16 protein-coding genes are annotated in these 21,115 nt (G+C 66.1%); 5 read left to right on the forward strand and 11 right to left on the reverse strand.

Features of this window, described 5'->3' with window-relative positions; translation table 11 throughout:
• Nucleotide 1: 1 nt before the first annotated feature.
• From BRO63_RS26120 to BRO63_RS26150, 7 genes are all read right to left on the reverse strand, one after another.
• The gene (locus tag BRO63_RS26120) at nt 2-1,693 is read right to left on the reverse strand and encodes an ABC transporter ATP-binding protein (RefSeq protein WP_088142580.1); all 1,692 of its coding nucleotides are present in this window, start codon (nt 1,691-1,693) and stop codon (nt 2-4) included.
• 5 nt (nt 1,694-1,698) lie between these two features.
• Nucleotides 1,699-2,598: an ABC transporter permease gene (locus BRO63_RS26125; protein WP_088142581.1), complete on the reverse strand. Its 900-nt coding sequence runs from the start codon at nt 2,596-2,598 to the stop codon at nt 1,699-1,701.
• A 4-nt stretch (nt 2,599-2,602) separates the two neighbouring features.
• Nucleotides 2,603-3,544, reverse strand: coding sequence for an ABC transporter permease (locus BRO63_RS26130; protein ID WP_054451986.1), 942 nt, complete (start codon nt 3,542-3,544; stop codon nt 2,603-2,605).
• Between the two features lie 26 nt (nt 3,545-3,570).
• Nucleotides 3,571-5,136, reverse strand: a complete 1,566-nt coding sequence (locus BRO63_RS26135; RefSeq protein ID WP_088142582.1) for an ABC transporter substrate-binding protein — start codon at nt 5,134-5,136, stop codon at nt 3,571-3,573.
• Between the two features lie 82 nt (nt 5,137-5,218).
• A complete protein-coding gene (locus tag BRO63_RS26140; RefSeq protein ID WP_088142583.1) occupies nt 5,219-6,727 on the reverse strand; it encodes a M81 family metallopeptidase in 1,509 nt (502 codons plus the stop codon).
• A gap of 264 nt (nt 6,728-6,991) precedes the next feature.
• Nucleotides 6,992-8,485 carry a CoA-acylating methylmalonate-semialdehyde dehydrogenase gene (locus BRO63_RS26145; RefSeq protein ID WP_088142584.1) on the reverse strand — a complete coding sequence of 498 codons (1,494 nt, stop codon included), beginning with the start codon at nt 8,483-8,485 and terminating at the stop codon, nt 6,992-6,994.
• A 91-nt stretch (nt 8,486-8,576) separates the two neighbouring features.
• Nucleotides 8,577-9,902 (reverse strand): aspartate aminotransferase family protein, encoded by a 1,326-nt coding sequence (locus tag BRO63_RS26150; RefSeq protein WP_179215219.1) that lies wholly within the window; start codon nt 9,900-9,902, stop codon nt 8,577-8,579.
• A gap of 161 nt (nt 9,903-10,063) precedes the next feature.
• On the opposite strand from BRO63_RS26150, the gene BRO63_RS26155 reads away from it, so the two are divergent.
• The gene (locus BRO63_RS26155; RefSeq protein WP_088142585.1) at nt 10,064-11,491 is read left to right on the forward strand and encodes an aminotransferase-like domain-containing protein; all 1,428 of its coding nucleotides are present in this window, start codon (nt 10,064-10,066) and stop codon (nt 11,489-11,491) included.
• 1 nt (nt 11,492) lies between these two features.
• On the opposite strand, the gene BRO63_RS26160 is transcribed toward BRO63_RS26155, so the two are convergent.
• The 4 genes from BRO63_RS26160 to BRO63_RS26175 form a co-directional block, all read right to left on the reverse strand.
• A complete protein-coding gene (locus BRO63_RS26160) occupies nt 11,493-11,978 on the reverse strand; it encodes a dihydrofolate reductase (RefSeq protein ID WP_088142586.1) in 486 nt (161 codons plus the stop codon).
• 84 nt (nt 11,979-12,062) lie between these two features.
• The gene (locus BRO63_RS26165; RefSeq protein WP_088142587.1) at nt 12,063-14,126 is read right to left on the reverse strand and encodes a putative bifunctional diguanylate cyclase/phosphodiesterase; all 2,064 of its coding nucleotides are present in this window, start codon (nt 14,124-14,126) and stop codon (nt 12,063-12,065) included.
• Between the two features lie 358 nt (nt 14,127-14,484).
• On the reverse strand, nt 14,485-15,456 hold the full coding sequence (locus BRO63_RS26170; protein WP_088142588.1) for a thymidylate synthase: 972 nt from the start codon (nt 15,454-15,456) through the stop codon (nt 14,485-14,487).
• 110 nt (nt 15,457-15,566) lie between these two features.
• Entirely contained in the window at nt 15,567-16,010 is a 444-nt protein-coding gene (locus BRO63_RS26175; RefSeq protein WP_088142589.1) for an OsmC family protein, read from the reverse strand.
• Nucleotides 16,011-16,135: 125 nt separating this feature from the next.
• On the opposite strand from BRO63_RS26175, the gene coq7 reads away from it, so the two are divergent.
• The 4 genes from coq7 to BRO63_RS26195 all read left to right on the forward strand — a co-directional run bounded on the left by coq7 (nt 16,136) and on the right by BRO63_RS26195 (nt 21,115).
• The gene (gene coq7 / locus BRO63_RS26180) at nt 16,136-16,813 is read left to right on the forward strand and encodes a 2-polyprenyl-3-methyl-6-methoxy-1,4-benzoquinone monooxygenase (RefSeq protein WP_088142590.1); all 678 of its coding nucleotides are present in this window, start codon (nt 16,136-16,138) and stop codon (nt 16,811-16,813) included.
• 779 nt (nt 16,814-17,592) lie between these two features.
• Nucleotides 17,593-18,699: an MraY family glycosyltransferase gene (locus tag BRO63_RS26185; protein ID WP_088142591.1), complete on the forward strand. Its 1,107-nt coding sequence runs from the start codon at nt 17,593-17,595 to the stop codon at nt 18,697-18,699.
• Nucleotides 18,700-18,802: 103 nt separating this feature from the next.
• Nucleotides 18,803-20,080 (forward strand): Vi polysaccharide biosynthesis UDP-N-acetylglucosamine C-6 dehydrogenase TviB, encoded by a 1,278-nt coding sequence (tviB, locus tag BRO63_RS26190; RefSeq protein WP_088142592.1) that lies wholly within the window; start codon nt 18,803-18,805, stop codon nt 20,078-20,080.
• Nucleotides 20,081-20,089: 9 nt separating this feature from the next.
• Nucleotides 20,090-21,115, forward strand: a complete 1,026-nt coding sequence (locus BRO63_RS26195) for an SDR family oxidoreductase (protein WP_088142593.1) — start codon at nt 20,090-20,092, stop codon at nt 21,113-21,115.

Raw genomic sequence — 21,115 nt, forward strand, 5'->3', positions numbered from 1 at the left:
CTCAGGGCGCGGCGGCGTGGCCCGGGCCGGCGGCGACCGGCCGGAAGTTGCGGAAGTCCCAGTCGCGTCCGGGGGCGGCGTCGATCAGGGCCCGGGTGTATTCGTGGCGCGGTTCGGTCAGCACGGTTTCGGCGGAGCCGGTCTCGACGACCTTGCCCCGCTGCATGACCATGATGGTGTCGCAGATCTGCGCGGCCACGCGCAGGTCGTGGGTGATGAACAGCACGCCCACGCCGGTGCGCTGGCGCACCTGCTCCAGCAGTTCCAGCACCTGCGCCTGCACCGACACGTCCAGGGCGGACACGGCTTCGTCGGCCACCAGGACCTCGGGGTCCATGACCAGGGCGCGCGCGATGCAGATGCGCTGGCGCTGGCCGCCGGAGAACTGGTGCGGGTAGCGGTTCATCGCGTCCGGGCTCAGGCCCACGACGCTCAGCGTTTCGCCGGCGCGCTTCAATGCCTGCTCGCGGGCCACGCCGAAGTTCAAGAGGCCCTCGATGATGGATTCGCCGACGGTGCGGCGCGGATTCAGCGAGCGGTACGGATCCTGGAACACGATCTGGATGCGGCGGCGCACCGGGCGCAGCGCCGAGCCGGACAGGGTGCTGAGGTCTTCGCCGCCCATCATCATGTGGCCCGCGGTGGGTTCGATCAGGCGCACGATGCAGCGCGCCACGGTCGACTTGCCGGAGCCGGACTCGCCCACGATGCCCAGGATCTCGCCCTTGCGCAGCGTCAGGTTGACGTCGGCGGCCGCGATCACGTTGCGCGCCGCCTGGCGCGAGAACAGCGAGCTCTTGGTGCCGTAGGTGCGGCCCAGGCCCTTGACGTGCAGCACCGGCATACCGGAGGGCGCCTCGCGGCGCGACGGCACCAGGCTGGGCACGGACGACACCAGGCGACGCGTATAGGACTGCTTGGGCTCGGCCAGGATCTCGTTGCGCGTGCCGCTTTCGATCAGGTCGCCGCGGTTCATCACCACGATGCGGTCGGAGATCTCGGCCACCACGCCGAAGTCGTGCGTGATGAACAGCACCGCGGTCTGATGCTTGACCTGCAGTTCCTTGATGAGCGCCAGGATCTGCTTCTGCGTGGTGACGTCCAGCGCCGTGGTCGGCTCGTCCGCGATCAGCAGCTTGGGCTCCAGGATCAGCGCCATGGCGATGACGATGCGCTGGCGCTGGCCGCCTGACAACTGGTGCGGATAGGCCTCGAAGATGCGTTCGACGTCGGGCAGGTGCACCGACTGGAACATGTCCAGCACCTTGGCGCGGCGTTCCGCTGCCGACATCTGCTTGCGGTGCAGGCGCAGCACTTCGTCGACCTGCTTGCCCACGGTATGCACGGGGTTCAGCGCGGTCATGGGCTCCTGGAACACCATGGCCATGCGGGTGGCGCGCATCTCGCGCAGGCGGCGCTGCGTGGCGCTGACCACGTCTTCGCCTTCCACGCGGATGGAGCCGGCGCTGACGCCCAGCACGCCGGGAGGCAGCAGGCCCATGACGGCCAGCGAGGTGACGGACTTGCCCGAGCCGGACTCGCCGACCACGCATACCGTTTCGCCGGCGTGCACGTCCAGGCTCAGGTTGCGCACGACGCGGTTGCCCGCGCCGGCAACTTCCACCGAGAGGTTGCGGATGGCCAGGATCGCGGTCGAGGTATCGCCCGCGGGGGGAGTGGGGGAATAGGTCATCGGCATCAGATCCTGCGCACCATTTTCGGGTCCAGCGCGTCGCGCAGGGCGTCGCCCAGGATGTTCACGCTGAGCACGGTCAGCGACAGGAACAGGCCGGGGAACAGGATCAGGCCGGGCAGCATGCGGAAGTACATGCGCCCTTCGGACATGATGTTGCCCCAGGAGGCGATCTCGGGCGGGATGCCCGCGCCCAGGAAACTCAGGATGGCTTCGGTGAGCATGGCGGACGCGAACACATACGTACCCTGCACCGTCAGCGGCGCGATGGTGCTGGGCACCATGTGACGCCACAGCAGCAGCGGCAGCGGCGTGCCCAGGGCCAGAGCGGCTTCGACGTAGGGTTCGCCGCGCACGGTCAGGATCTGGCCGCGCACCAGCCGTACCACGCGCGGGATTTCCGGGATGGTGATGGCGACCAGCACGGTGGTGATGCTGGCGCCGGTGACCGACACCAGGGCGATCGCCAGCAGGATGCCGGGAATCGCCATGATGGCGTCCATGGTGCGCATGATCAGCCCGTCCAGCGAGCGGAACCAGCCGGCGATCACGCCGATGACCAGCCCGATGGCGACACTGACGACCGCCGCGCCCAGGCCCGCGATCAGCGAGATGCGGGCGCCATAGGCCACGCGCGACCAGACGTCGCGGCCGAAGGCGTCGGTGCCCAGCAGGTAGTCGGAGAAGGGTGGTTTGAGGCGCGCGCCAGGGTTGATGGAAGTGGGATCGACCGTGCCCAGCAGCGGCGCGAACAGCGCGATGGCGACGACGGCCACCAGCACGATCAGCGCCAGCATCACGGGCCAGCTTTTGAGCCCCTGGCGGATCTGGCGCCAGGCGGTGGCCTGGGGCGTGCCGCCTCCGGGGAGATCGGCCGCTTGCGCGGCGTCGGTTGGCGTTTGCATGGTGTTAGTACCTGATCCGAGGGTCGAACACCGTGTAGGCGCAATCGACAACAAGATTGATGAACACGTAGACGAACGCGAAGAAGAGCGTCAGGCCCTGGATCACGGGATAATCGCGCGCCAGCACGGCTTCCACCACCAGCCGGCCCAGGCCGGGGATGTTGAACACCGATTCGGTCACGACCACGCCGCTGATCAGCAGCGCGATACCCAGGCCCACCACCGTGGCGATGGGCACGGCGGCGTTGCGCAGGGCGTGGCCCAGCAGCACGCCGGTTTCGCCCAGGCCCTTGGAGCGCGCCGTGCGGATGAAGTCCTCGCCCATGACCTCGATGACGCTGGTGCGCGTGATGCGCGCAATCAGCGCCACGTACACGGTGGACAGGGCCAGCGACGGCAGGATGAGGCGGTGCAGATAAGGCCAGAAGCCTTTGGCCAGCGGCGCGTAGCCCTGCACGTTGAACCAGCCCAGCTTGATGGCGAAGAGCCAGATCAGCAGGTAGCCCGTGACGAAGACCGGCACCGAGAACCCCAGCACCGAGAAGCCCATCACGGCGCGGTCCAGCAGCTTGCCTTGCCGCCATGCGGCCAGCACGCCCAGCGGAATGGCGACGAGCAGGGTGAAGACCAGGGTCAGCACCGCCAGGCTGAGCGACGGTTCCAGGCGCTGGCCGATCAGCTTGGTGACCGGCACGCCCGACATGAGCGAGGTGCCCAGGTCGCCTTGCAGGAGCTTGCCGCCCCAGATGAAGAACTGCTTGATGACCGGCTGGTCCAGGCCCATCGTCTGGCGTATCTGGACGATGCGCTCGGGCGTGGCGCCATCGCCCGCCATGATGATGGCCGGATCTCCCGGGCTGAAACGCAATATCGCGAAGACCACCACCGCGACCATCACCAGAACGGGGATGGTCGCGAGGAGCCGGCGTGAGACAAATGCCAGCATGTATTTCCCCCTGAACTACTTGCCCATCAAGGGGCTTTCTTGACGTTCCAGAACGCGAACACCGGCGCGTGCACCAGGCCCGAGAGCTTGGTCGAGTAGACGGTGGGCACGGACATCTGGCCCAGCGGCACGTACAGGCCTTCATCGATGCCGATGCGCTGCACTTCCTCGGCGATCTTCTTTTGCTCCGCGGGGTCGGAGGTCAGCGCCATTTTGGTGCGCAACTCTTCGATCTGCGGGAAGTCGGGCCAGCCGAACCAGGCGTTGTCGCCGTTGGCCGCGGCCGGGGCGGAACGGACCGGATCCATCACGTCCGTGGCGTACCAGTTGGTGTTGTGGATGTTCCAGCCGCCTTCCACGGGCGCAGCCTTCGAGGCGCGGCGCGTTGCGACGCTCTGCCAGTCCATCGCGGCCAGGTTGACGTTGAAGCCGGCCTTGCGCAGCGCCTGGGCCATCACCACCGGCTGGGCCGACAGGGTGCCGACGTCGGTCGCGTGCATGACCAGGATGGGCGTATTGTCGTAGCCCGCTTCCTTCAGCAGCGCCTTGGCTTTCTCGATGTTGGACGGCACCACCATGTCCTTGCCGATGTCGCTTTCCAGCGGCGTGCCGCAGCCCCACAGCGAGGCGCAGGTCTTCCAGTACTTGGGATTGCCGACCAGCGCCTTCATCACGTCTTCCTGGCCGATGGCGTACATCGCGGCCTGGCGCACCTTCTTATTGTTGAAGGGCGGGTACTTGAAGTTGAAGCGGTACATCGTGAAGTAGCCGACCGGGCTGAGTGACTCTTCCTTCAGGTCCTTGTTGCCTTCGATCATCGGCAGCAGGTCATAGGGGAACTGCTCGACGAAGTCGATCTCGCCGCCCAGCAGCGCGTTGGCGGTGGTCAGCGCATCCGGCATGACGTCCCACTCGACCTTGTCGACGTTGACGACCTTGCCGCCGGCCAGGCCGCTCGCGGGCTCCTTGCGCGGCACGTAGTCGGCGTTCTTGGCGTAGATGGTCTTCACGCCCGGCTTGAATTCGACGATCTTGAACGGACCCGAGCCGGTCATGTCGGTGATGGGCTGGCCGATGGCCTGTTCGGCGATGCGCTTGGGCATCATGAACGGCGCGGTGCCGGTGGGCTTGGACAGGGCGCGCAGCGCCAGGTCCGTGGGTTCCTTCATGACGATGCGGAAGTTCTTGTCGTCGATGACTTCGATCTTGTCGGTGAACTTCAGCAGCGTGCGGCCCATGCCGTCGCCGGCGGCCCAGCGCTTGATCGAGGCGACGCAGTCCTCCGACGTCACCGGCTTGCCGTCATGCCACTTCTGGCCGTCGCGCAAGGTCATGGTGTAGGTCTTGCCGTCGGGCGAGACTTCCCACTTTTCCAGCATCTGCGGCTGGATCTTGTTGTCGGCATCGGTGGCCAGCAGGGTGTCGTAAATCATGTAGCCGTGCCACGTCGTGATGTACGCGGTGGTGGCATGCGGGTCGGTCAGGCGCAGAGGCGAGTGCATCACCGACTTGATGACGGTCTCGGCGTAGGCGCCGTGAGCCATCATCATGGTGGCGCCGGCCAGCGCGGCCGCTCGGACGTACTTCAGCATGAATGTTCCCCTTGATGCGTAGTGAGCGGCGCCATTGCGCCGCTGCGTCGTTGGTCCGCCGCGCGGTGGCGGCGTGCGAGCTTCAGGCGGTAGCGGAGCTGCCCGAAAAGACAGGTCCGCAAGGCGCCATTCTGATGCCGGGACGCAGCCGTGTCCATGGTTGTTTTGCCGCATCCATCAGCATGGAGCCCGGGGCCGCGCACACCAGGATCTTGTGCGCAATGCCGGTGAAATCCGCGCGGAAGTGGGCGGAGCTCTTGACCACCAGGATCGCGGCGCGCTGCGGTTCCACGCCGGCGAAGCGGAACATCTCCTGGTCGGCCATCTGCACCTTGTTCGACGCGACGATGATGCGCACGCCGCCTATGCGCAGACAGGCGCTGGGGCCCAGGTCCATATGGAAGCCGCGATAGAAGGCGCCGTGCGTATCGAAGCGTCCATCCGACGTTTTTTCGACGAGGAACTCACTGTCCAGCGGTTCATCGTCGGGAATACCCGAGTGTCCACCCAATGCAATGCGTACCTTGTTTCCGGCGCCCGCGCGATGGGCCGCCAGCGCGGCCGCGGGGTCGACGATCAGGCCGATGGCGGTATCGCGCGCATCGTGCCGGATCAGGGCGCGCAAGACGCCGGTGGTGTCCGAGCTGCCGCCCGCGCCGGGGTTGTCCTGCGCGTCGGCGATGACCACGGGCTTATGCGCGTCGCGCGCCAGGCGCATGGCTTCCTGCACGGCTTCGTCGGGCGTGTAGAGCCTGCCGCCGAAGTCGCGTTCCGCGTTGAGCACGGCGCGCGCCATTTCGTCGGCGGCGGCGTCGGCTTCAGCTTGCGTTGCGCCGTAGGCCCACACCGTGGGGGCGCACTCGGGGAAGTCGGCCGCGGGAAAACCCGTGGCGAACGACAGGCTGAGCGCGCCGCGCGTTTCGATGTCGCCCACCATCTGGTACAGGCTGCGCGAGGGCTCGATATCGGTGGATTGCCAGCACAGCGAAATCAGATAGGGCAGCGCACGCAGGGCCACGCAGGGCCGCGGCGCGCCCGCCAGCCGCGCGGCCAGCAGTTCGGCTGCGCGTTGCCCGGTTTCGGCCATGTCGATATGGGGATAGGTGCGGTAGCAGACCAGCGCGTCGGCGTGGCGCACCATGGCGCGGGTGACGTTGGCGTGCAGGTCCAGGCTGGCCACGACGGGCACGTCCGGCCCCACCAGCTCGCGCACGCGACGCAGCAGTTCGCCTTCGCCGTCATCCAGGTGTTCCGTGACCATGGCGCCATGCAAATCCAGATAGACGCCGTCCAGCGGCAGCGCCAGCGACAGGCCCTGCAGGATCATTGCGCTGATGCGTTCGAACGCATCCTTGGTGACCGGCCCCGAGGGGCTGGCCGCCGCCCAGGTAGTGGGCAGCAAGGTATGTCTTCCCATGGCTTCAATAAAGCCCGCCACCGGTATGTTGGCGCCCGCCACCGCCTGGAACATCGCGGGCCCGCTGACCAGCTTGGGCCAGCCGCCGCCCTTCTCGGCAAAATCCTCCCACGCCGCGCGCGAAGGCGCGAACGTATTGGTTTCATGCTGAAAGCCGCCTATCCCGATGCGCATCAGGATTCCCCTTGTTGTTTTGATATGAGGAAGACGCGGCTACGCCGCGCCCGAGTCAGTTCTAAAGTGGCGCGTCCGCACCACCAGCCACACATAAAACAGGCACAACGAAAACAGACACAACGAAAACAGGCACGACGAAAACAGGCACAACGCCACAATCAGGCAAGGCCTTCCCCAAGCAGGGTCGCGCGGATCCGGCTCTGCCGGTCCGCAGCGACGCCCCCCTGGGGGGGAAGCGCGCAGCGCTTCGGGGGGGGACCCTCACTTAGCCACAGGCATCGTGAATTCCGCGCCCTTGGCGATGCTGTCGGGCCAGCGCTGCATCACGCTCTTGTAGCGCGAATAGAAGCGGATGCCTTCTTCGCCGTAGGCGTGGTGGTCGCCGAACAGCGAGCGCTTCCAGCCGCCGAAGGAGTGCCAGGCCATGGGCACCGGGATCGGCACGTTGATGCCGACCATGCCGACCTTGATCTGGCGCGCGAAGGCGCGCGCCACGCCGCCGTCGGACGTGAAGCAGGCCACGCCGTTGCCGAACTCATGGGCGTTGATCAGTTCCACCGCCGAGGCGAAGTCGGGCACGCGCACCACGCACAGCACAGGCCCGAAGATTTCCTCGCGGTAGATGTTCATGGCGGGCTTGACGTTGTCGAACAGCGTGCCGCCCAGGAAGAAGCCTTTTTCGTTGCCGGGCACTTTCAGGCCGCGGCCGTCGACCACCAGCGTGGCGCCCGCGGCGATGCCGTCCTCGATGTAGCCCACGACCTTGCCGCGATGCTGCGAGGTGACGAGCGGTCCCATTTCGGCGTCGCCCTGCATGCCGTCCTTGACCACCAGCGCCTTGACGCGTGGCGTCAGGCGTTCAACCACCTGGTCGGCGACGTCGCCCACCGCCACGGCCACCGAGATGGCCATGCAGCGTTCGCCGGCCGAGCCGTAGGCCGCGCCCATCAGCGCGTCGGTGACCTGGTCCAGGTCGGCGTCGGGCATGACCACCATGTGGTTCTTGGCGCCACCCAGCGCCTGCACGCGCTTGCCGCGGCGGGTGCCTTCGGCATAGATGTATTCGGCGATCGGCGTCGACCCGACGAAGGAGAGGGCCTCGACGTCCGGGTGCGCGATCAGCGCGTCGACCGCCTGCTTGTCGCCGTGCACGACGTTGAACACGCCTTCGGGCAGGCCGGCTTCGGCCAGCAGTTCGGCCAGGCGCAGCGAGGCCGAAGGGTCGCGCTCGGAAGGCTTGAGCACGAAGGTGTTGCCGCAGGCGATGGCCACCGGGAACATCCAGCACGGCACCATCATGGGGAAGTTGAACGGCGTGATGCCGGCCACCACGCCCAGGGCCTGGCGCATGCTCCAGTTGTCGATGCCGCCGCCGATCTGGTCGGAGTACTGGCCTTTCATCAGCTGCGGAATGCCGCAGGCGAATTCGACGATTTCGATGCCGCGCGTGACCTCGCCCTTGGCGTCGGAGAAGACCTTGCCGTGTTCGCGCGTGATCAGTTCGGCCAGTTCGTCCTGATGCTTGTCCAGCAGCGCCTTGAAGTTGAACAGGATGCGCGCGCGCTTGAGCGCAGGCGTTTCGGACCAGGCCGGAAAGGCAGCGCGGGCGGCGGCCACGGCCAGCGCCACTTCTTCATTCGATGCCAGCGGAATGGAGGAGGTGATTTCGCCGGTGGCGGGGTTGAAGCCGTCCGCGTAGCGGTTGCTGCGGCCGTCGTAGTGCTGGCCGTTGATGAAATGCGGGATCTTCTTCATGGGAACGCTCGAATCTGGGGCGTTGAAAAATGCCGGAGGGCGGCCAGCGGCCGCCCAGGCGAAAAACCGCCCCTCGCGGGGCGGTCGATGATCAGGCGACTTCCTTCAGGATGCGGCCGATCTGTTCGAAGATCTGGCCGATCTGAGCTTCTTCAATGATGAGCGGGGGCGAGATCGCGATGATGTCGCCGGTATAGCGCACCATCAGCCCGCTGTCGAAGCACTTCTGGAACACTTCGGCGGCGCGCGCGCCGGGAGCGCCCGCGCGTGGCGCCAGCTCGATGCCGCAGACCAGGCCCAGGTTGCGCACGTCGATGACGTGCGGCGCGCCCTTCAGGCCGTGGGCGGCTTCCTGGAAGGCGCCGGACAGCTTGCGGGCGCGGCCGAACAGGTCTTCGCGGCGGTAGATGTCCAGGGTGGCCAGGATGGCGGCGGCCGCCAGCGGGTGCGCCGAATAGGTGTAGCCGTGGAAGAACTCGATGCCGCCGGCGGGGCCGTTGACGATGGCGTCATGCACCTCGCGCTTGACCGCGACCGCGCCGGCCGGCACGGCGGCGTTGCTCACGCCCTTGGCCATGGCGATGATGTCCGGCGTGACGCCGAAGAACTCGGATGCCGTGGCGGCGCCCAGGCGGCCGTAGGCGGTAATGACTTCGTCGAAAATCAGCAGGATGCCGTGCTTGGAGGTGATTTCGCGCAGCTTTTCCAGATAGCCCTTGGGCGGGATCAGCACGCCGGTCGAGCCCGCCATGGGTTCGACGATGACCGCGGCGATGGTGGACGGATCGTGCAGGGCGACGATGCGCTCCAGTTCGTCGGCCAGGTGCGCGCCCCAGGCCGGCTGGCCCTTGGAATAGGCGTTCTGCTCGATGTTGTGGGTGTGCGGCAGATGGTCCACGGCGGGCAGCAGCGCGCCGGAGAAGGTCTTGCGGTTGGTCGAGATGCCGCCGACCGAGATGCCGCCGAAGCCCACGCCGTGGTAGCCGCGCTCGCGGCCGATCAGGCGGGTGCGCTGGCCTTCGCCGCGGGCCCGGTGATAGGCCAGGGCGATCTTCAGGCAGGTGTCGACGGATTCGGAACCGGAGTTCGTGAAGAAAACCCGGTCCAGGCCCTGGGGCATCATGCTGGCGACGGCGGTCGCGGCTTCAAAGGCCAGCGGGTGGCCCAGCTGGAAGCCCGGCGCGTAGTCCATCACGCCCGCCTGGCGGGAGATCGCGGCGACGATTTCCTCGCGGCCGTGGCCGGCGTTGACGCACCACAGGCCGGCGGTGCCGTCCAGGATCTGGCGGCCGTCGGTCGAGGTGTAGTACATGCCCTTGGCGGTCGCCAGCATGCGCGGATGGGCCTTGAACTGCTTGTTGGCAGTGAAGGGCATCCAGAGGTGGGACAGGTCGGGCAGTTTGTCGGGGGCGTTCATGGCGGCTCCAGGGGACGGACAAGCGCTGGACTTGGGCGACGGTTGTGCAGCCAGCGGGATTGAAATGATTCTGGTGCGTCCGCAGGGGAATGAAAATATACGATCCGCGCAAATGCGGCTAACTGTATAGTTATCAGCGACACAACTGTACAGCTAATGCCGTGATCGATTTTCAGCCCAACCGCGCCCGCGGCCGCGGACAGGCGCCGACCCTGGTCGAGCAACTGGTCGCCGCCATCCTGCGCGCCATCGAAGAACAGACCCTGCGTCCGGGTATGTCCCTACCCTCGGTGCGCGAGTTCGCGCGCCTGTACGAGGTCAGCACCTTCACGGTGGCCAGCGCGTACAGCCGGCTGGTATCGCTGGGCTGGCTGGCGGCGCGGCCGGGCGCGGGCTATCGGGTCGCGACGCCGGACGCTCCCGCGCGCCCAAGCCAGCCGCCGTCCTGGGAGCCGCCGCGCCTGAACGCCGGCTGGCTGCTGTCGGATATCTTCGCGGACCATTCCATCCCCATCAAATCGGGTTGCGGCTGGTTGCCGGGCGAATGGCTGAACGAAGAAGGGCTGCACATGGCCCTGCGCCACATGGGGCGGGTGCCGGCCATGCGTATCGCGAACTACGGGCATCCCTACGGCTATGCGCCGCTGCGCGAGACCATCGCGGCCAGCCTGAGCGCGCAGGGCATGGAGGTCGAGGCCTCGCAGGTCGTGCTGACCCAGGGCGTGACGCACGGGCTGGACATGGTGATACGAACCTTGCTGCGGCCGGGCGACACCGTGGTGGTGGAGCAGCCCGCCTATGCCAACCTGCTGCAGATGCTGCGCCTGGCAGGCCTGCGCGCGGTGCCCGTGCCCCGCACGCCGGACGGGCTGGACTGCGAGGCGCTGGAAGCGGTGGTGGCCCGCCATCGGCCGCGCGCCCTGGTCGTCAATACCGCCTTGCAGAATCCCTCGGGCGCCAGTATCAGCATGGCCAACGCCTTCCGCATCCTGCAGGCGGCCGAGCGGCACGGGTTGTGGGTGGTGGAAGACGACATCTCGCGCGAACTTGCGCCCGGCGTGACGCCCATGCTGGCCGCCCTGGACGGGGCGCGGCGCGTGGTCTACCTGGGCGGGTACTCCAAGGTCATCAGTCCGTCGGTGCGGGTGGGCTATGTGGTGGCGCACCGCGATCTGGCGCGCGACATCGCGCGCACCAAGATGGCGGTGGGCCTGACCTCGCCGGAGATCATGGAGCGCATCGTGCACCAGGTCATCCGCGAAGGCCGCTACCGTGCCCACATCGCCCGCACCCGCGAGCGCCTGGCAGAGGCCCATGCCGGCGTGGCCGAGCTGATGGCGCAGCATGGTTTCGAGATCTATGGAAGGCCGCAAGGCGGCCTGTTCCTGTGGGCCAAGGTGGCCGGCCAGTGGCGCGAGCGCGGCGCCAATGGCCTGGCGGAACTGGCCTTGAAGGATGGCATCTGGCTGGCGCCAGGATCCTACTTCGAGGCGGACGAGGCCGATACGCCCTGGGTGCGCTTCAACGTGGCCTATTCGGCGGCGCCCGCCCTCTGGCGCTTCATGCGCAATGCCGGGGCGGCAGCTTGAGTCATTGCCGCTCGTAGGTCACGAAATCGTATTCGTAGCCATTTTCGGCCGGCTGCGCTTCGCGCGCCGTTTCCTTCCATTGGAAGGCGGGCAGCAGGGGGAAGAAGGCGTCGCCTTCGACCTCGGCGCGGACTTCGGTGGCCAGCACGCGCCGGGCCAGCGGCAGGGCCTGCGCGTAGATTTGCGCGCCGCCGATCACATAGGCCGCGTCGATGTCGCCGCAGGCCTGGATTGCCGCTGCAAGCGACGGCACCACGATGGCGCCTTCGGCGCTGAAATCGGGGTTGCGGCTGATCACGATGTTGCTGCGGCCGGGCAGCGGCCGTCCCAGCGAGTCCCAGGTCTTGCGGCCCATGATGATGGGGTGGCCCAGGGTGCTGCGCTTGAAATGCGCCAGATCGCCCGGCAGTTTCCAGGGCAGGGCATTGTCGCGTCCGATGGCGCGATTGGTGGAATAGGCGACGATGAGGGTAAGGCTGGCGGGCATGCGGGGTCGGGACGGTAGGGGTTCGGCCGGTTGGCTACGGCAAGCGTAGCAAATTTGCGCGGCGGGCTGCGCCGCGCCGGCCGCTCAGTCGACCGCGTGTTCCAGGAATTCGGTGGCCGGCATGGGTTTGCCCAGCAGGAAGCCCTGCAGCGAATCGCAGCCCAGGCCGGTCAGGAACTTCTGCTGCGCAGGCGTTTCCACGCCCTCGGCGACGATGCGCAGGTTGAGCTGCTGGCCCAGCGCGACGATGGCCGACACGATGGCGGCATCCTCGTTGTCGTTTTCCAGCTGATTGACGAAACCGCGGTCGATCTTCAGTTCGGTGGCCGGCAGCCGCTTGAGATAAAGCAGGCTGGAATAGCCGGTGCCGAAGTCGTCGATCGAAATCGTCACGCCCAGGCTGGACAGGCGCTTGAGCACCGCCAGGCTGGCCTCGGCGTCGCGCATGGCGGTGGATTCGGTCACTTCCAGGGTCAGGCAGGCGGGCGGCACGCCATGGCGTTCGAGGGCCGAGCGTACCGTTTCCACCAGGCTGGCGTGGGCGAATTGCAGGGCCGAAATGTTGACCGCAACAGTCCAGTGGCCCTGGCCGGCGTTGATCCATTCCCGCATCTGGCGGCAGGCCTCGTTGATCACCCATTCGCCGATGGACAGGATCAGGCCGGTCTTTTCCGCCGTGGGGATGAACTGGTCCGGCCCGACCAGGCCGCGCGTCGGATGGTTCCAGCGCAGCAGGGCCTCGGCGCCAATGATGGGGCCGGCCGGCGCTTCGTACTTGGGTTGGTAATGCAGGACGAGCTGGTTGCGCTCCTGCGCCAGGCGCAGGTCGTGCAGCAGTTCGATCTGTTCGTGCGCGTCCGCGTTCATGGACGGCTCGAAGAAGCTGTAGCCGGTGCCGCCCAGGCGTTTGGCGTGGTACATCGCCGCGTCGGCGTTGGTCAGCAGGGCGTGGGTGTCCTGGCCGTCGTTGGGGTAGATGGCGATGCCCACGCTGGAGGTCACCATCACCTCATGCCCGTAGACCGTGACCGGTCGGGCGATGGCGTCGATCAGGCGGTCGGCCACGTTGGCGGCATCGGTGGGTTCGACCACTTCGCTCAAGACGATGAACTCGTCCCCGCCCAGGCGCGCCACGGTGTCCTGGGTGCGCAGGGTTTGGCGGATGCGCTGTGCGAGGTCGATCAGCAGGGCGTCGCCGGTGTGGTGTCCGTAGGCGTCGTTGACCGCCTTGAAACCGTCCAGATCGAAGAACAGCACGGCGAAGTAACCCTTGCGCCGGGTGGCGCTTTCGATCGCCTGCTCCAGCCGGTCTTCCAGCAGGATGCGGTTGGGAAGTTTGGTCAGGGTGTCGTGCAGCGCCAGCTGCACCAGTTCCTCATTGGCTTCGGCCAGCGAGGATGCCAGCGCCGAGGTGCGGGCCTCCAGCCGGTTGTCCAGCACCGCGACCAGCAGGGCGATGGCCAGCACGCTCAGGGTCACCGCGGTGACGGCGATGGCCAGCCAGCCCGCAGAGATGCCGCTGTTGGCCGCCATGCAGATGCTGCCGGCGGGGAACCCGGCGGCGGCCATGCCGGTGTAGTGCATGCCGACGATGGCGATGCCCATGATCACCGCTGCCAGCGGCCGCGACCAGGCCACGCGGGGCCCGCCATGGCGCAGGCGGTAGGTGATCCATAGCGCCGCGCCGGACGCGGCCACGGCAATCACGATGGATAGCGCGAACCACTTGGGGTCGTAGACGATGCCGGGTTCCATGAGCATGGCAGCCATGCCGAGGTAGTGCATCGCCGCGATGCCGGCGCCCATGAGCAGGGCGCCGATCAACAGCCGCCGCCGCGGCAGCTCGTCCTTGCTTACGGTCCACAGGGCGAAGGCGGAGCAGCCGATGGCGATGACCAGCGACAAGACGGTCAGGGGCAAGTCGTAGCCCATGGCGATGGGCAGGCTGAAGGCCAGCATGCCGACGAAATGCATGGACCAGATGCCCACGCCCATCGCGAAAGCGCCGCCCGCCAGCCAGTAGCGCGCGCTGGGCAACCCGTTCGAGGCCCTGACGCGGTTAGCCATGCCCAACGCCGTGTACGACGCCAGGATGGCGACTCCTAGGGATACGAGGACGAGCGAAGGGTTATAAGTTCCGACGAGCATTTGTGGGGTCCTGTCCTTGGCGCATGCTGCCGCCGCGCGGGCTTCATATCAAATCAATTGGTAGTCTATGGTTGCATGTCGGTCGCAAGACAGAATTCCGCGGTCGACGCTGGTGACGCTCGTGCTCTCTCTTGGGGAAGGGGGGCGGCTGAGCAACGCCGGCGGACGGCGCTGCCGGGCGGATTGCCCGGTTTCGCGGCGAGCGGCTGGCACGGCGCGGCAGGTGCCGGTTGGAAGCAATGGCGCGCACGCATTTCTGGACGCGCGTCCATGGCTAAGGGATGGGTTATACCGAAAACGCGCTTTCAGATGCTCACCAATCTTCACCTGCGGCCGTGGGAGCCCAGGCCGCGGCGGTCTATACCGCCATGGCGGCGGTGAGGGGGGCGTGATGGGTGTAGCCCGACAGCGAGAAGTCGCTCGGCTCCACCTTTTCCAGCCATTCGGGCTCGTAGCGCCCGGTGGCGGCGAAATCCGGAATGCGGTCCGACAGCACCAGCCTGGGCGCCTCGTAGGGTTCGCGCGTGAGCTGCTCGCGCAGCATCGGCAGGTGGTTTTCGTAGATGTGCGCGTCGCCGATGAAATACGTGAACCAGCGCGGCGTGTAGCCGGTCAGCCGGCCGACCAGATGCAGCAGGGCCGCGCCTTCGGTGAGGTTGAACGGCGTGCCCAGGCCGACATCGTTGGAGCGGATGTACAGGCAGAGCGATATTTCGCGGGTCGTCGCGTTCGGCAGGAATTGATAGAGCAGGTGGCAGGGCGGCAGCGCCATTTCCTCGATCTGCGCCCAGTTCCAGCCATGGAACAGGATGCGGCGGTCGCCGGGGCGCTCATGGATGGTGTCCAGGCATTGCCGCAACTGGTCCACCGCCTTGTAGAGCAGCACCTTCGGCACGCCGCCTTCCTCAAGCTCGCCCACCTGGGCGTAGCCGCGCGACAGGGCGTCGGCGATCTGCGCCGAGCGGCTGGCGTCCAGCATCTTGTAGGCCGGCCACTGGCGCCATTGCACGCCGTAGACCGGGCCCAGGTCATCGGGTCCTTCGCGGTACGGGTTGGCCAGCCATTGGCTGTTCTCGTTGGCGTTCTGGTCCCAGACCTTGCAGCCAAGCTCGCGGAATTCCGCCGCGTTGCGCGAGGCGCGCAGGAAACCCACCATTTCGCCGATGGCGGATTTGAACGCGAGCTTCTTCGTGGTCACCGCGGGAAAGCCCTTCTGAAGGTCGAAGCGCAAAGATGCGCCCGGCATGCTCAGGGTACGTATGCCCGTGCGGTTTTCCTGCCACGCGCCGGTGTCCAGGATGGATTGAACGAGGTCCAGGTATTGTTTCATGGCGGTCCTTGCGCACGCTCGCCCGGCGGGTGACGCAGACAGCCGCCGCGAACGGATCGCGGCGGCTCTTATAAGTTACGGATAGACGGATTACACCACGCGGGCGCGTTTCAGGCGGCCGCGGGCGTTTCCTGCGTATCGACGATCTCGACCGAGAAGGTGAGTGCCGCGGTCTTTTCCAACATGGCAGAGGCCGAGCAGTATTTCTCGTGCGACAACTGCACCGCGCGCTCGACAGCGGCGCGCGGCAGGTTGCGGCCGGTAACGGTGAAGGCGAAATGGATGCGGGTGAAGACCTTGGGGTCGGCATCGGCGCGGTCGGCCTGGAGCTTGACGCTGCAGCCGCTGACGGCGTGGCGTCCGCGCTTCAGGATCAGCACGACGTCGTAGGCGGTGCAGCCGCCGGTGCCGGCCAGCAGCATTTCCATGGGCCGGGGGGCGAGGTTGTGTCCGCCGCCGTCCACGGCGCCGTCCATGACGGCCACGTGTCCGCTGCCGGTGCTGGCGGTAAAGAGCATGCCGTTCGGGCCGCCCCAGTCGATCGTGCATTCCATGTTGTCGTGTCCTTGAGCTTGAGCGCTGTCAATGGCTGATGATACCTGTTGCGTACAATTCCGGGCATGAGAGCCCCGCCCCGCATCAGGGGTGTGCGCGCCAGCCTTGCCCGAGGAGTTGCCCCATGTCCACCGCTCTGTCCCGCCCCAGCCCTGTTTCCTTTCTGCGCCGCATCAGCCCCATCGATGCCCTGTTGGCCGAGGCCGATCGCGCGCTGCGGGTGCTGTCCGGCAGCGCCACGGCCGGCCGCCCCTATCCGGCCACGGCCGAAGAGGCGCCCCAAGCCCTCTCGGCCCAGGAAAAGCGCCACGCGGCTGGGTTGATGCGCGTGAATCACGTGGGCGAGGTCTGCGCCCAGGCCCTATACCGGGGGCAGGCATCGGTATGCCGCGAACCCGCACCCCGGGCACTGTTGCTGAATGCGGCCTCCGAGGAAGTGGATCACCTGGCCTGGTGCAATCAGCGGCTGACCGAACTGGGCAGCCGCCCCAGCCTGCTGAATCCGGTCTGGTATGCGGGCTCGTTTGCGCTTGGCGTGCTGGCCAGCTACGCCGGCGTGCCGCGCAACCTGGGTTTCATGGCGGAAACCGAGAAGCAGGTCGAAGCGCATCTGGAAGAACATCTGCGCACCTTGCCGGTGCAGGACGAGCGCTCGCGCCAGATCGTCCAGAAGATGAAAGAGGACGAGGCGCAGCATCGCGCCAGCGCGGAAGCGGCGGGCGGCGTGCCTTTGCCGGCGCCCGTGAAAGCGGCGATGCGAGCCATGTCCAAGGTCATGACGAGCACGGCCTACTGGGTCTGAAACGCCTGGCAAGCGAAATGTTGCAATGCGCAAAAATAGCTGCAGATTGGTGCTGAGCGCACCCTTTTGGTGCGAAATCCAGAGCGGGATTACCCGGTAAGGGCTAGGGTAAGCCCCGGTCGGGTTTACCCATTCGGCAAAAACCCGGTTTTTGAAACAGTCGTTGATTGACGCGGGTCTCCAGGGTGGGAGGCGGCGGTTTGCGGCAAAAACGCAACGCAAAAAATCTCTTGTGCGGCAGGCTAAAAAAATTCTTGCATCGCACAAAAAACCTCGGTACTATTCAGTCATCGGATGTTGAAACGCAGTCGGCGCGGTGCAAAACCCCGAAAGCGTAGCGAGCGGAAGGCCAGCTCCCAACATGCCACGGTTGTCTCCTCCACCCTCCTCCTTTGGTGGATTTAGCCCGAGATCTCACGATCTCGGGCTTTTTTTTCGATATTTTAAATGTGTCCCCATTTAAGCCCGGTGGGGCGCAATCGGCGGCCTTTCGCGGCCCTTGCGCCATAGGGCGTTCTTCGCGTTTTCCCTTGGATATTTCGCGTGCGCACGGGCGGAAAGTTCTACAATCGTTTCATGAAACCCCTATTTCCGCGCCCGCGCGGTTTTGCCGTGCCGGCCTCGCCAGATGGCCGTCCCAGCCATGGAATGGCGGTATCGCGCAAGGCGTTACGTTCTGTGCCGGTGAATTGCACTTCCTTATCCCTCCCATATATGGGCGTTACACCTGCCTCCGATAATGGCGGGCCTGTCTCGATAGACCAACCAGAGGTGACTCGGTGACCTGGCTGTACATTTGCGTGGTCGCATTCATGGTGGGGGGACTCATCGTGGCGTCGGAGCGTTGGCATGGCGCCTTCACCGGCGACAGCGACCTCAACAAGCCCCAAGCCAACCATTCCCGCGCCACGCCTCGCGTCGGCGGGCTGGCCGTGCTGGCGGGCACGCTGGCGGGACTCTTGGTCCTCGGACCCAGCAACATGACGCTGACCTGGCTGTGGCCCGCGCTGTTTGTCGCGGCGCTGCCCGTATTCGTGGCCGGCCTGCTCGAAGACATCACCAAGGACATCGGCGCCAGCAAGCGCCTGCTGGCAGCGTTTCTGTCGGCGGCGATCGCCTGGTGGCTGCTGGGCGGCGTCAGCCGCGTCGGCATGGCGCCTGTGGATTACGTGCTGTCTTTCTGGCCCGTGTCGCTGCTGTTCACCATGTTCGCGGTGGGTGGCTGTACGCATGCGCTGAATATCGTTGATGGCATGAACGGCCTGGCCGGCATGGTGGCCACGTTGATGGCGGTATCGATCAGCCTGGTGGCGCTGCAAGTGGGCGACGTGCCGATTTTCCTGGTGGCGGCAGCCCTGGCCTCGGCCACGCTGGGTTTCCTGGTCTGGAACTTTCCGTTCGGGCGCGTGTTCCTGGGCGATGGCGGCGCGTACTTCCTCGGCTTCATGCTGGCCGAGCTGGCCGTGCTGCTGGTGGTGCGCAATCCGTCGGTATCGCCGTTCTACGCCCTGGCGGTGCTGTTCTACCCCGTCTTCGAAACCGGGTTTTCGATCTGGCGCCGGCGCTTCAAGCGCGGCGTGCCGGTGGATCAGCCGGATGCCCTGCACTTGCACCAGCTGGTGTTCCGTCGCTTGGTCCGGGTTACGTTCAGCCGGGGCCGGCGGCATGCGGTGCCGGCGCTGTGCAACGCGCTGGCCTCGCCTTACATGTGGGTGCTGGCCCTGATCGGCCTGGTGCCCGCCACTATCTGGTGGGACAACGCCTGGGCGTTGTGCGCCAGCCTGGCGGTGTTCGCCGCCGTCTATATCTGGCTGTATTCGCGGCTCGTGTCCTGGCGCCGGCCGGGTTGGCTGCTGCTGCCTTCCGTTTTGCGGACTTCCGATTAGTTTAGGGCGCCCCGGCGATTGCCGCCGGGGGCTCGGTAATCTTCTTTTAATTACCCGACCATATTTTGAAATGCCGTAATCGTTCTACGGTGAAGGGAGAGTTATGTTGCGAATTCAGGATGTGAAACTCGCTGTTGTCGGCCTGGGCTATGTCGGCCTGCCCCTGGCGGTGGAGTTCGGCAAGAAGCGTTCGGTCATCGGCTTTGATATCAATACGCGCCGCATCGACGCGCTCAAGGCCGGCCACGACCACACGCTGGAAGTCAGCGACGAAGAGCTGAAGGAAGCAACCCAGCTGAGCTACACGGCCGATCGCGCCGTGCTGGGCCAGGCCAACGTGTTCATCGTGACGGTGCCGACCCCCATCGACGAGTACAAGCAGCCGGACCTGACTCCGCTGGTCAAGGCCAGCGAAACCATCGGCGCCGTGCTCAAGCGTGGCGACATCGTCATCTACGAATCCACCGTTTATCCTGGCGCCACGGAAGAAGACTGCGTGCCGGTGCTGGAGCGCGTGTCGGGCCTGAAGTTCAACGTGGACTTCTACGCCGGCTACAGCCCCGAGCGCATCAACCCGGGCGACAAGGATCACCGCGTCAGCACGATCAAGAAGGTCACGTCCGGCTCCACGCCTGAAGTGGCCGAGCTGGTTGACCAGCTGTACAAGCAGATCATCACCGCAGGCACGCACAAGGCGTCCAGCATCCGCGTGGCCGAAGCCGCCAAGGTGATCGAGAACACGCAGCGCGACGTGAACATCGCGCTGATCAATGAACTGGCCCTGATCTTCAACAAGATGGGCATCGACACCGAAGCCGTGTTGCAGGCAGCCGGCACCAAGTGGAACTTCCTGCCGTTCCGTCCGGGCCTGGTGGGCGGCCACTGCATCGGCGTGGATCCGTACTACCTGACCCACAAGGCGCAATCCATCGGCTACCACCCCGAGATCATCCTGGCGGGCCGCCGCCTGAACGACTCGATGGGCAGCTACGTGGTGTCGCAGCTGGTCAAGGCCATGACCAAGCGCCGCATCCACGTGCAGGGCGCCCGCGTGCTGGTCATGGGCCTGGCGTTCAAGGAAAACTGCCCCGACCTGCGCAACACGCGCATCGTGGACATCGTGAAGGAGCTGGGCGACTACAACGTCGACGTCGATGTGTACGACCCGTGGGTCGATCCCGAGGAGGCCATGCACGAATATGGCCTGACCCCGGTGGCCAAGCCCGAGGAAGGCAAGTACGACGCCGTGATCCTGGGCGTGGCGCACCATCAATTCAAGGCGATGGGCGCGGAAGGCATCCGCAAGCTCGGCAAGCCGCAGCACATCCTGTACGACCTGAAGTACGTGCTCTCGCCTTCCGAATCCGACCTGCGACTGTAAGGATTGCCCATGACCACACGCTTTGAGACCACCAAGAAGGAACTGTCGGCCGCGCCGCGCAAATGGCTGGTGACCGGCTGCGCCGGCTTCATCGGTTCAAACTTGCTGGAAACCCTGCTGAAGCTGGGCCAGACCGTGACCGGCCTGGACAACTTCGCGACGGGTTTTCAGCACAACCTGGACGAAGTGCGCAATTCCGTCACGCCCGAGCAGTGGGCCCGATTCACCTTCATCGAAGGCGATATCCGCGACCTGGAAGCCTGCCGCCGCGCGATGCAAGGCGTGGAGCTGGTGCTGCACCAGGCCGCGCTGGGCTCCGTGCCGCGCTCGCTGAAGGATCCGATCACCTCCAACGAGGTGAACATCGGCGGCTTCCTGAATATGCTGGTGGCGGCGCGCGACGCGGAGGTCAAATCCTTCGTCTACGCAGCCTCCAGTTCGACCTACGGCGACCATCCGGCGTTGCCCAAGGTCGAGGAGAACATCGGCAAGCCCCTGTCGCCCTACGCGGTCACCAAGTACGTCAACGAGCTTTATGCCGACGTGTTTGCGCGCTGCTATGGCTTCGAAACGGTGGGTCTGCGCTACTTCAACGTATTCGGCAAGCGTCAGAACCCCAATGGCGCTTACGCGGCCGTGATCCCCAAGTGGACGGCCGCGATGATCCAGAACGAGGACGTCACCATCAACGGCGACGGCGAGACCAGCCGCGATTTCTGCTTCGTGGAAAATGCCGTGCAGGCCAACATCCTCGCGGCCGTGGCCGCGCCGGAAGGCCGCAACCAGGTCTACAACGTTGCAGTCAGCGGCCGCAGCACCCTGAATCAGCTCTTCGGTTTCCTGGTGAAGACGCTGGGCACTCAGGGCGTGGACTATGGCAAGCAGCCGGTGTACGCCGATTTCCGCGCGGGCGACGTGCGCCACTCGCAGGCGGATGTCAGCAAGGCTGGCCGGCTGCTGGGCTACGAGCCGACGCACACCGTGCTGCAAGGCCTGGAAGTGGCCATGCCTTGGTACACGCAATTCCTGCGTTGA

The organism is Achromobacter xylosoxidans, from assembly GCF_002192695.1.
GTDB classification, from domain to species: Bacteria; Pseudomonadota; Gammaproteobacteria; order Burkholderiales; family Burkholderiaceae_B; genus Achromobacter; species Achromobacter xylosoxidans_C.

Bases quoted from the DNA above. Each gene is read 5' to 3' on its own strand.
- BRO63_RS26120 (WP_088142580.1), bottom strand. From the start codon at position 1,693: ATGACCTATTCCCCCACTCCCCCCGCGGGCGATACCTCGACCGCGATC.
- BRO63_RS26125 (WP_088142581.1), bottom strand. From the start codon at position 2,598: ATGCAAACGCCAACCGACGCCGCGCAAGCGGCCGATCTCCCCGGAGGC.
- BRO63_RS26130 (WP_054451986.1), bottom strand. From the start codon at position 3,544: ATGCTGGCATTTGTCTCACGCCGGCTCCTCGCGACCATCCCCGTTCTG.
- BRO63_RS26135 (WP_088142582.1), bottom strand. From the start codon at position 5,136: ATGCTGAAGTACGTCCGAGCGGCCGCGCTGGCCGGCGCCACCATGATG.
- BRO63_RS26140 (WP_088142583.1), bottom strand. From the start codon at position 6,727: ATGCGCATCGGGATAGGCGGCTTTCAGCATGAAACCAATACGTTCGCG.
- BRO63_RS26145 (WP_088142584.1), bottom strand. From the start codon at position 8,485: ATGAAGAAGATCCCGCATTTCATCAACGGCCAGCACTACGACGGCCGC.
- BRO63_RS26150 (WP_179215219.1), bottom strand. From the start codon at position 9,902: ATGAACGCCCCCGACAAACTGCCCGACCTGTCCCACCTCTGGATGCCC.
- BRO63_RS26160 (WP_088142586.1), bottom strand. From the start codon at position 11,978: ATGCCCGCCAGCCTTACCCTCATCGTCGCCTATTCCACCAATCGCGCC.
- BRO63_RS26165 (WP_088142587.1), bottom strand. From the start codon at position 14,126: ATGCTCGTCGGAACTTATAACCCTTCGCTCGTCCTCGTATCCCTAGGA.
- BRO63_RS26170 (WP_088142588.1), bottom strand. From the start codon at position 15,456: ATGAAACAATACCTGGACCTCGTTCAATCCATCCTGGACACCGGCGCG.
- BRO63_RS26175 (WP_088142589.1), bottom strand. From the start codon at position 16,010: ATGGAATGCACGATCGACTGGGGCGGCCCGAACGGCATGCTCTTTACC.
- coq7 (WP_088142590.1), top strand. From the start codon at position 16,136: ATGTCCACCGCTCTGTCCCGCCCCAGCCCTGTTTCCTTTCTGCGCCGC.
- tviB (WP_088142592.1), top strand. From the start codon at position 18,803: ATGTTGCGAATTCAGGATGTGAAACTCGCTGTTGTCGGCCTGGGCTAT.
- BRO63_RS26195 (WP_088142593.1), top strand. From the start codon at position 20,090: ATGACCACACGCTTTGAGACCACCAAGAAGGAACTGTCGGCCGCGCCG.